Below are 10465 nucleotides of genomic sequence, written 5' to 3'. Positions count from 1 at the left end.
AATCTATCGATAAATATTCCGCAGAAATATTTATTGCAATGAGCTCTAAATCAGATAATTTTGGTTTAATTGGTTTGAAATAAAAATTTTCTTTGATGGTTAATTTTCTTAATTCCTTTAAAATAAAATCGTAAATTGCATCTAGGTTATTCATAACGTATTAGATTGATAGTCAATACAATATACGAAATTTTCGTATTATGAGTAACCTTTTTTATAATGCACTACGGGTTATTAATAGTAAAAAGCTGACCATCAATGACTATTTTTTGATTTACAAAATATTATGACTAATTTTATAGATATGGGCAGCACCATTCATATCAACGGAAACCAACTCGAACTCCGTTGGAAGATATTTTCATTCAAAAAATTGAAAAGTTTGTGAATGATCGTTTTGAGATAATCCCACAAAATAAGATCCGAAATTCCGATGGACTTTTTCTTCTGGACTTTTTACTGAGATCCAATGACCACCAAGTTGCCATTGAGCTTGTCAGATAACTGTTTAAGGAATACTTGCTAAATAAACTTTTATTTATCATCTCTATTAATTTAGTTTTTCTATATTTGTGTAGGTCTATTATACAGAGCCTGCCACCCACTAGTAGCAAAGCTGATAAGCACTGTACTTCTTTACAATTGAATAACTTTTGTTTCATAAACAAGAGAGGTGGTAAGTGGGTGACATTTATTTCTTGTGAAATAAAATAAAATTCAATGGAATCGAACAATTATACGATCAGTTTCTATAAACTACAATCAAAAAAGCTTAAAAGAGAACTTGGGATCCAGCATACCGAGGCTCTGGATATTACTGCCAAAAAATACGGATTTTCAAACTGGAAACACTGCCTTAGGAGTTTTGATGCAAAGCCAGAACCATCTGATAACATTACAGCACATATAACATTCACCGATTGGTTGAGCAAGCAGGTTAACAGGGATTCACCGCTAGGCGATCTGGCCAGAGACGTGAAAACGGATAGCACATGGCCGTCATCTGATAGCTTTGAGCAGTATGAATCATACCTGAGATCAAAAGGAGCCTCAAGAGAAGCTATGTACGCTTTGAAAAATGCGTGGAAAAGCTACAATGCAAATCTTAAACGCAGTTTACTGCCAAATAAGGATAAGATAGTAACAAAAATAGCAACACCTAAAAATGATATTAGAAAAATCGTTTTCGTGAAAAATGTCATTCCTTTACACTATAGCAAAAGAATACCAGAAAAGTTTAATGTTGGAGATGAGGCCTGGATCTCCAATGACGGACGTAAAGCCATACCTGTAGTTATTACAGAGGTGGATGAACGGCACTATTCCTTCAGGGTCGAAAGACCTTTGAAAAATGCCGGGGATGAATATTACTATCGGCTAGACGAGGTTCGTAGTACTCCGGAACTTGCTTGTCTGAATCGATTGACATCATAACTTTAATATTTTCCTTCTGTACTTTTTAAATAAGGTGGAAGTCTTAGTAAAATTAAAGATGTCCTTGGATCTGTAACCAAGGGCATTTTTTATGATTATACTTTTCCCTTCTGACCATTTCATCACTTATGGAAGCTTCTATTTCCTGTCATTCCTTGATTCACCAAAATATTTCTATATTCTTGAGAATTATTGTAATTAAGATTTTTTAGAAACAGAAAGTGCAGGACACTCTATCAATACGTTCGCACTAACTTCGTTATAAATCAAATGGCTATGTTTTGGAAAATATCCCTATCCTTCATTTTATGTTCTTTCAATTTGATGATCAATGCACAACAGCTGGCATTTCCTGGAGCAGAAGGCTTTGGGCGTTTTGCATCAGGCGGTCGTGGCGGAACTGTTTATCACGTGACCAACCTTAATGATACGGGAACAGGTTCATTCCGAGACGCTGTTAGCAAGGGCGGTAGAACTGTCATTTTTGATGTTGCAGGTGTGATCAAGATCAAAGAAAAGATCTCAGCTGCTCCCGGAATCACCATTGCAGGACAGACCGCACCCGGAACCGGCATTACAGTTTACGGCAACGGTGTATCCTTTGGTGGAAATACCATTGTCAGATATATGAGATTCAGGGGAAGCATTGATATGCCCAGAGGTGCATGCACTGTCGTGGCGGATGACTTGGAGGATATTATCTTTGACCATGTTTCCATCGAATGGGGCAGATGGGACAACCTGCACGTAAAGAACAGCAGCAATATAACTTTTCAATATTGTCTTATCGGAGAAGGGATAGACCCTCAACGTTTTGGTGCATTACTGGAAAACCCAGTAGATATAACGGTACATCATTGTCTATGGACAGGAAATCAGAGCCGCAATCCGAAAGCGAAGGCGAAGATCGAATATATTAATAACGTGGTCTACAATTGGGGTAAAAGCGCATTTGTTGGAGGACACTCGGCAACAGACCACTATCAGGATATTGTGGGCAATTACTTTATTGCAGGACCAAGTTCTACCGATGATTTTTTAAGTATGTTCACCGCTACAGATCATGTATACCACAGAGATAATTATGTCGATCTCGATAAAGATGGTAAAGTCAACGGACGGTTGGTGACTGATGAAGATTTTATCAAACAAAAAGCAACTTTAGTAAAAGTACCTTCAGCAATATCAAGAAGTAATGTTAAGATCAGTGCTGCAACAGATATGTGGAAAGTTATTATGAACGAAGCCGGTTCCTCATTGAAACGCGACGCTGTAGATCAACGTATCATCGGGTATTTTAAAAGTCTCGGTCGCAAAGGTCAGATCTTTAAGACGGAGGCCGATGCCGGCGGACAACCGAAAGTGAAAAAGCAGATTTCAAAATTAAAAGACACAGATGCGGATGGCATTCCCAACAGATGGGAAACCAAAAACAATCTAAATGCTAAGGATTCTGGGGACGCAGCTATCATTATTAAAACAGGTTATACAAATCTGGAAAACTATATTAACAGCTTGGTCAAATAGCCAGTAAATACTTTTAGGGAAGTGAAATATCTTACTTTATGCCACTAATAGGAACCGCTTGAAAAAGTTATAAAATCAGATATTGGTTCGCTTTCAAAGAGACATAGAAATTGAACTCTAATTAAAACAAAAGGCAGAAAATCTCCCGATTCTCTGCCTTATTTATCAAACCAAAAGAAACGAATCTGCAGATTTTTTAATAAGAGAGTGTTCTTCAAGATATTTCACCATTGCTTCTATAGCATTAAAACCCTTTCCTGTTCGGCTTTTTCCGTATTTCTTCGGGACGGCTTGCTCCGTAAGAAAAGCAACTTTGTAAACCTTGTCTTTTTCTAAATGCCTCCCCTGAAAATAGATTTCCTGAATTCTGTAACCCGGCGGATTTTCAATGCGCATTAAAATTCTCAGTCCGTTGCAACGCTTAACATAACCTCCCATCTGTTTCATCGGCTCTGCCGAAAAAGTCCGCTCCAGATTTTCTTCTAACATTTCAAAGATCTCCCTTCCCGTAAGTTCTGTGGTGGAAATAGGCGGATTCATCGGCACGATTTTGTACAAATCCCACAGCGTAATATTTCCGATATCTATAGGTGCACCATATCTCCATCCGTTTGAGAAAGAAATTTCAGTTCCTGTTACAAAATTGACGGCAGAAAGCAGAAAATCATCCATTGTTGATGATAATGTGGAATAGCGGTGGAGGATATGATCTGTTGTCCCCAACATTTTACTTCTCATTTCAGAAAAAGACTGTAGACTTTTCTCAACCAGATCTTTTACTTCTACATCTTCATCAAGACTGTCATCAGTTTCTATGAGCTGGTAGTCAAAATGTTTGATCATTCCATTTTCGACATCAAGCATTAGATGTCCTACAAAAGAACCGTGGCAACCGCATTGTATAATGATGCACTTCCCTACGAGCTCTGCTTCGTACATTCTGTTATGAGTATGTGCACTGAGGCAGATATTGATTCCTTGTACTTTTTTCAACAGTTCAATATCCTGCGGATAACCATTGTGCGACAAAATAATAATAACGTCCACAGCATTCTTTCTTAATTCTCTGATGCATTGGTTTGTTTCTAAGATTCCGTCGGTCACCTTTATACCTTCTCTGAACTTCTCTGGCATTGTCTTATCGATAATATTGGAACATATCCCGATAATACCAATTTTCAGTCCTCCAATTTCCGAGATTTTGTACGGTTGTAAAAACTGATTTCCATTTTCATCAAACACATTGCAACCTAAAATAGGGTAATTCAGCTGATTTTCCAATTTCAAAAGATGTCTTGGCGTATAGGCAAAGTCCCAGTGTCCTACCATTGCATCAAATCCAAGCGGGTTGAGTATGGGAATCAAGACCTCTCCTCTCGACTGTACCACCGGAACGGTTCCGTGAAACGTATCGCCTCCGTCAAAAAACAACGCATTTGGATTTTCTGCCCTGATCTTTTTAAAGATAGTCTGAATTCTTGCGTAACCTCCTGCACTTTTTACATATTCTTTCTGATTGTCATAAAACAACTCTGGGTGTGGCTCCATATAACCGTGAACATCGTTGATGAATCCTATTGATAACTTCATAATTTCAATTTTTTAAGGTTTAACTATTGCCCAGCCTTCATACTGTCTCAAAATCATTTCTCCATTTCCGCTGGGGGTGTAATTTATAAACTCAAATAATTCGGACTTGTCGATCTTTTTTTCACGAAGGGTATTTTCGCACTGTACCATCACTACCCCCTTATCTTGCAGACCTGTAAGAAGTTCCCGATAGGGGTTTTTCTTTCTGAACATTTCCACTCCGCCCCCAAAAGCCAGCAGTTCTACCTTCAGTTTGCCTTTCAGCCTGGGATCTTCCATAGCGTTATTGATATTTCTGATAATGACTCTGATTTTCTGGTCATCACCTTCATTGATCACATACAAAGCCTTGTACTCCTTATGAATAGATTTTGCTGGTTCGTAAACTGCTGCCTTTTGAGCGAAACCCATAAACCCTGTCAGGAAAATTGATAAGATCAATATCTTAATTAATTTTTTCATTATTTTTCATTTAAAAGTTGATTGATTTCTTGATAGAATGATTCTTTGCTGTAGTCTGCCATTCCCGCATGATGCATCCTAATTTTTCCTGATTTGTCCAAAACGACGGTCGTAGGAAGCGAACCATTAAAAAAAGCGGTTGGAATCGAACCTTCTGCAACTAAAAACGGAACAGTGAATTGTTCTTTTTCAAGATACATCTTACCCAAGGCGGTCTGCTCATCCAGATTGACTGTAAGAAAAACAAGATCTTTATTGGATTTAAATCGGTCGTAGAATGTCTGAATCGAAGGAAATTCCGCACGGCAAGGCGGACACCAGGACGCCCAGAAGTTTATAAAAACTACTTTTCCCTTGAGGTCAGAAGTATTGATGATCTCACCTTTATCATTCCTGACACTGAAGTTTTCAGTATTGGACAAAGGAGTCGACTCAACGGCTGGCTCTGTTTCCTTTTCTTCAATCTTTGAGTTCATAAGACCGGTAGAGATGATCTGGCGCATCAGCCAGGCTTTTGCATCGGGACTGACAAGCAACACGATGAATATTGATACCAAAAGTGCCGTACTCCAGTTCTTCCGAAGCCATATTTTAAATTTTTCCATTATTCTTATTTTAATAAATTATTGTCCGGTTAACTTTTTCAGCGCTTCATAAATCTCAGGCTGGTCAAAATCTTGCCCTCCCTGCATCTCTGCTTCGAGTTCTCCTTTTTTATTAAAGATCAAAGTCGTCGGAATTGCTCCCTGAAAGTACTTCGAAGGAATAGTGTCGGCTGCGACATACACCGGAAGATCGTAGTTTTTATCCTTCATAAATTTCTTAGACTTTGTCAGGTTGGCTTCCACATTGAGAAGGACAAAAACGATATTGTCATTTCCCTTGAATTTGTCTTTCAGGTCTCTGATGCTCGGCATTTCTTCGACACAAGGTCTTCACCATGTGGCCCAGAAATTTACAAAGACCACTTTCCCTTTCAGTTCACTCAGAGCAATTTTATTTCCGCTCTCATCGATTAAGATGATATCCTCATTATCATTTACATTATTTTGTGGGATGAGCCGATCCTGATTCTCAACTCTTGATTGCATCGCATTCAAAGAAAAAGAAAATAGGGTCATCATCAGAATGAAAATAGGTGTTTTACTTTTTAAGATCGTTGTCATTATTTATTTTTTTTTTGGTTGATATCTTTCCTTCCTCAATTTCTTCGGAAGGTTTTACTAGAACTTTGTCATGGCCGGAAAGTGCACCAAAGACCTCGGTCATTTTTTCATAGGTGATTCCTTCTTTCACAGCAACTCTGCTTACCGTATTATCATTGAAGGTCATCACAAAGGTTCCGGCTTGAGTCTGCAGAATACTTTTCGTGGGTACAAAAAATGTAGATGCACTTCTTTTGAGATTGAGCTGGACCTGTGCATATTCTCCCCCTTTTAAGACAGTACCCTGATTTGGGACATCAAACTCAAGTGTCATCGAACGGTTTTCCTGACTGATAACACCGGAATTCCTTGAATGATGGGCTTCAAATTTCTTTCCGGGGATCGAGTTGACCGTAAATTGCGCCACTATGCCCTCATTGACACTTGATGCGTGTTTTTCAGGAAGAGAAACCGTCAGTCTCAGCTTATTTTTCTGAGCGATACTGAAAAGAGCCATTCCTGAATTGGGACCAACCAGGGCTCCTACCGACAGATTCCTCTCCATTATCACACCACTGAAAGGTGCCGTGATTCTAAGGTACTGATTCATCTGTGAAGACCTACCGGTGCCCGCTTTTGATGCCTCATATGTTGCTTTGGAACTCTGCATAATGCTTTTAGCCCTATCCAGTTCTATATCGGCAACAGCTCCTTTCGTACTGGCAGCGTCCTGCAATCGCTCAAAAGCCTGTTTAGCATAAAGATAGTCGGTGTACGTTTTCTGCTGTGAAGATTTATCGGATAGGTAATCCTGATTCATTTCTGGTGCTTCCAGAACTGCAAGAAGCTGACCTTTGGTCACAACTGACCCTCTGTCAACATAAATTTTCTTGATAAATCCGGCAACCTTGGCAAAGATCTGCACCGATTCATAAGGTTTCAGTTCGCCTGGAACAGAAATCTGATAAGTGGGATTTATCAGCTTGATTTCTGTAGTCACGAAAGACTGAGCAGGTTGAACTGTTTTTTTTGTTTCATGTTTACTTTCCTTTTCGCCCGAGCAGGAAGCCGCTCCCAAAAGAACGACCGGAATAAAGATGTATTTTATTTTATTGATGATTTTCATTATTTTTTAATTATTTAAGATTGTACGTAAAATTCACTTTCCTCATCTTCCGGATCCAATGAAGGATTTGAATGCCCTGCATTAGACATTACTGCTGAAAAAAAATGCGGAACCAAAAGCAGAATGGTAAGAGTGGATGCGATGATACCACCGATAACCGCTCTACCAAGTGGAGCAACCTGCTCAGAACCTTCCCCTATACCGATTGCCATAGGAATCATCCCAGCCAGCATCGCTAAAGCGGTCATCAGCACAGGGCGAAGTCTGGACGCTGCTGCCATTCTCGCAGAATGAAGCGCGCTGATATGGTAATGTTTACGGTAGTACTCTGCCTGATTGATAAGTAATACTGCATTTGAAACCGAAACACCAATGGACATAATTATCCCCATATATGACTGGAGGTTGAGCGTACTGCCGGTAATGAAAATCAAAACAAGACTTCCCACGATCACGGAAGGAATCACGGAAAGAACAACAAAAGGCACTTTAAATGATTGATAATAAGCAGCAAGCATCAGGAATATCGCTAGTACTGCTGCCAAAAGTCCCATTGCAAGACTGTCGAGTGTATCATCCAGTAGCTGCAGTGTGCCTTCTGTCCAAACAGAAACACTTTTTGGAGGTTTTCCAGTCTCACTGATGGCATTTTTCACCGCTTTGGAAGCAGAGCCTAGGTCTTTTCCGTACATATTTCCGATAATCGTTACATATCTCATAGGTCCCTTTCGGTTGACCTGTGCCGGTGCGGTCATTTTTTTAACAGTAGCGATATCTTCAAGAACGGGTCTCGGGCTGTCTTTTTTCAGTGGAAGTGATTTCAGGATCTCTTCAGAGTTCATTACACTTTCTGGAATCTGAACCTGTGTCTGAAAGACAAGTCCTGATTTTGGGTCGACCCAGAGGTTTTTGTCGGTGTATCGGGTTGAAGAGGTAGCGGTCACAAGACTGCGTGTTACATCCTGCATCGTCAGTCCGAACTGCGCAGCGAGATTTCGGTCTACGTTGATCTGTAAAGTCGGATATTGAAGTGGCTCTGCAATACGGACGTCTCGCAGGAAATCGTTGCTTTTCAGCTTTTCCTCGATTTTTTTTGCGTGGGATGCCGCCAGTTTAAGATTCGGAGATCCTACCTTGATTTCTATCGGGGTCATCGATCCCTGTCCAATGATTTTTTCGGTAAGTTCCATGGGTTCAAAATTGATTTGTGCTTCAGGATGCTTCTTAGAAATAGTCTTGCGAATCTTTTCTTTCAAATCTTCCATAGACCCTGAAAAGATCTCCTTATTTACAGAAACCTGCAAAACAGACTGATGTGTTCCGTTGGTGAAAAGAAATATGGGATTGATCGGTGTTGCTGCAGGATGTAAACCAACATAGGCCGAACTGATGCTGACCGCATTTTCTGGCAAAATACCTTCAATATCTTTGAGAATATCCTTCACCAGCTTTTCAGTTTTCTCCAGGCGGCTTCCCTGTGGCGCATCAATTCTCATCTGAAAATCACCGCTGTTGGAAAGAGGCATAATATCGGTGCCCAAAGAGCGCATCATTAAAAGTATTAAAAGGCCCGAGAAAATAATATAGGCTGAAAACAATACCAAAGTCCTTCCCGACCATTTTCTCATTTTATGACTGTAGCCTGTTCTGAAACGATAGAAAAAACTCCTGTTTTTAACATAATGCTTCTCAATATGCTTATTCTTCATCATCCAGTTAGCGAGGATCGGAACGAAGGTTTGGGATGCCAAAAAGGAAGCTATCATTGCGAATGCAACTGCAAAAGAAAGCGGAAGAAACATATCTTTTGGAATGCCCGTCATAATGAAGGCAGGCGTAAGAACGGCCAAAATACATAATAATATAAGCACCTTCGGAATGGAGATTTCAAGTACTGCATCCAGAATAGCTTTGGGTTTTGTTTTCCTCATTTCCATATGTTGGTGGATATTCTCGATCGTGACCGTGGCCTCATCTACCAAAATTCCGATGGATAAGGCTAACCCACTCAATGTCATTATATTAATAGTATAACCTGCAAAATAGAGCACACAGACGGCTGTTAATATTGCTATGGGAATTGTAAAGACCACGATCAGCGCACCTCGAAGGTCACCTAGAAAAAGAATAATGACCAGTCCTGTAAAGAGTGCGCCTAAAAGTCCTTCATGAATTAGATTTGAAAGGGAGCGTTCAATATATTTTGACTGGTCAAATTCATAACTTACCTTCACATCATCCGGAAGCTGATCTCTCAGTTTTGGCATTGCTTTTTTTAGATTTTCGACTGCTGTCAGAGTAGAAGCATCTGATTTTTTGATCACCGGAAGATAGACAGAGCGTTTCCCATTGACCAATGCATATCCAGATGTCTGATCAGCTCCATCGTGAACATTGGCAACATCTCCCACGTAAAGAGTTCTACCGTCTTGGGTCTTTATCGGAATTTTAAGAAACTCCGCAGGATCTTTGGCTATGGAATTGATCGGTGCCATATAATTCGTTTCACCCATTCTGATATTTCCTGCCGGCGAAGGATGGCTGCTTTTTGTGATCGCCAAAGTAATTTCTTCAGGACTCAGTCCGTTACTCTGCATTGCAGCCGGGTCAATATTTACCACGATCGAACGGATGTTACCGCCAAAAGGTGCCGGAGCCGTAATACCGGGAATCTCAACAAACATCGGTCGGATTTTGGTAAGAACCATTGTCTGAAGATCTGTTACCGAGTGATTGTCACTTTCAAAGACGAGTTGACCGACCGGAAGTGAATTACCGTCAAACCGCACAACCATTGGTGGTACTGCACCGGGTGGTAAAAATCCCATTGCCCGAGAAACCTGCGTGGAAACCTCACCTGCAGCCTGCGCCATATCAGTGCCGGGATAAAAGGTCAGTTTCATTAAGGTAAGTCCCTGAACACTTTTGAAATCAATATTCTTGACACCATTCACAAAAAGCAGGACTTTTTGAAATTCATTGGACATAAAACCGTCCATATATTGAGGTGAAAGCCCACCGTAAGGCATCGCAATGTACATTGAAGGCAACTCTACCTCGGGAAAAATATCTACTTTTATTTTTTTTATAGCTGTAAGCGAAAGCACAATGACCGACAGGAAAACGACCATTACGGCAATGGGCTTTCTTAGCGCAAAACGTATTAAATTCATTCTAAAAT

9 protein-coding genes and 1 pseudogene are annotated in these 10465 nt (G+C 40.1%); 2 read left to right on the top strand and 8 right to left on the bottom strand.

The window, feature by feature from the left end; genetic code table 11:
* Window positions 1-154, bottom strand: a pseudogene (locus tag F564_RS21290) (IS982 family transposase); the annotation flags it as partial.
* A gap of 566 nt (window positions 155-720) precedes the next feature.
* On the opposite strand from F564_RS21290, the gene F564_RS19325 reads away from it, so the two are divergent.
* The gene (locus F564_RS19325; protein WP_034981672.1) at window positions 721-1434 is read left to right on the top strand and encodes a YozE family protein; all 714 of its coding nucleotides are present in this window, start codon (window positions 721-723) and stop codon (window positions 1432-1434) included.
* A gap of 276 nt (window positions 1435-1710) precedes the next feature.
* Window positions 1711-2961, top strand: a complete 1251-nt coding sequence (locus F564_RS0113965) for a pectate lyase family protein (RefSeq protein ID WP_028123198.1) — start codon at window positions 1711-1713, stop codon at window positions 2959-2961.
* Window positions 2962-3126: 165 nt separating this feature from the next.
* On the opposite strand, the gene F564_RS0113960 is transcribed toward F564_RS0113965, so the two are convergent.
* Genes F564_RS0113960 through F564_RS0113935 form a run of 7 tightly spaced genes read right to left on the bottom strand, consistent with a single transcriptional unit; the run spans window position 3127 to window position 10457 of the window.
* Entirely contained in the window at window positions 3127-4551 is a 1425-nt protein-coding gene (locus F564_RS0113960; protein ID WP_028123197.1) for a bifunctional metallophosphatase/5'-nucleotidase, read from the bottom strand.
* Window positions 4552-4563: 12 nt separating this feature from the next.
* A complete protein-coding gene (locus F564_RS0113955; RefSeq protein WP_028123196.1) occupies window positions 4564-5013 on the bottom strand; it encodes a DsrE family protein in 450 nt (149 codons plus the stop codon).
* Complete coding sequence (locus F564_RS0113950; protein WP_034981668.1) at window positions 5013-5618, bottom strand: TlpA family protein disulfide reductase; 606 nt, start codon at window positions 5616-5618, stop codon at window positions 5013-5015. Before F564_RS0113950 ends, F564_RS0113955 begins: the two co-directional genes overlap by 1 nt.
* An 18-nt stretch (window positions 5619-5636) precedes the next feature.
* Entirely contained in the window at window positions 5637-5930 is a 294-nt protein-coding gene (locus tag F564_RS20000) for a TlpA family protein disulfide reductase (protein ID WP_051259689.1), read from the bottom strand.
* Window positions 5931-5948: 18 nt separating this feature from the next.
* Entirely contained in the window at window positions 5949-6179 is a 231-nt protein-coding gene (locus F564_RS19995) for a TlpA family protein disulfide reductase (RefSeq protein ID WP_051259688.1), read from the bottom strand.
* Window positions 6157-7284 carry an efflux RND transporter periplasmic adaptor subunit gene (locus tag F564_RS19315; RefSeq protein WP_051259687.1) on the bottom strand — a complete coding sequence of 376 codons (1128 nt, stop codon included), beginning with the start codon at window positions 7282-7284 and terminating at the stop codon, window positions 6157-6159. The genes F564_RS19995 and F564_RS19315 overlap by 23 nt, the downstream gene beginning before the upstream one ends.
* 14 nt (window positions 7285-7298) lie before the next feature.
* Window positions 7299-10457, bottom strand: a complete 3159-nt coding sequence (locus F564_RS0113935) for an efflux RND transporter permease subunit (protein WP_028123194.1) — start codon at window positions 10455-10457, stop codon at window positions 7299-7301.
* Window positions 10458-10465: the final 8 nt, after the last annotated feature.

The sequence above is a fragment of the Epilithonimonas tenax DSM 16811 genome (assembly GCF_000428485.1).
GTDB lineage: Bacteria > Bacteroidota > Bacteroidia > Flavobacteriales > Weeksellaceae > Epilithonimonas > Epilithonimonas tenax.
Note: the sequence above shows the minus strand (reverse complement) of the source record. Positions and strands in the feature narration are given on the sequence as shown.

Coding starts and splice junctions, on each gene's coding strand:
- F564_RS0113960 (WP_028123197.1), bottom strand. CDS start 4,551: ATGAAGTTATCAATAGGATTCATCAACGATGTTCACGGTTATATGGAG.
- F564_RS0113965 (WP_028123198.1), top strand. CDS start 1,711: ATGTTTTGGAAAATATCCCTATCCTTCATTTTATGTTCTTTCAATTTG.
- F564_RS19315 (WP_051259687.1), bottom strand. CDS start 7,284: ATGAAAATCATCAATAAAATAAAATACATCTTTATTCCGGTCGTTCTT.
- F564_RS0113955 (WP_028123196.1), bottom strand. CDS start 5,013: ATGAAAAAATTAATTAAGATATTGATCTTATCAATTTTCCTGACAGGG.
- F564_RS0113950 (WP_034981668.1), bottom strand. CDS start 5,618: ATGGAAAAATTTAAAATATGGCTTCGGAAGAACTGGAGTACGGCACTT.
- F564_RS19325 (WP_034981672.1), top strand. CDS start 721: ATGGAATCGAACAATTATACGATCAGTTTCTATAAACTACAATCAAAA.
- F564_RS20000 (WP_051259689.1), bottom strand. CDS start 5,930: ATGCCGAGCATCAGAGACCTGAAAGACAAATTCAAGGGAAATGACAAT.
- F564_RS0113935 (WP_028123194.1), bottom strand. CDS start 10,457: ATGAATTTAATACGTTTTGCGCTAAGAAAGCCCATTGCCGTAATGGTC.
- F564_RS19995 (WP_051259688.1), bottom strand. CDS start 6,179: ATGACAACGATCTTAAAAAGTAAAACACCTATTTTCATTCTGATGATG.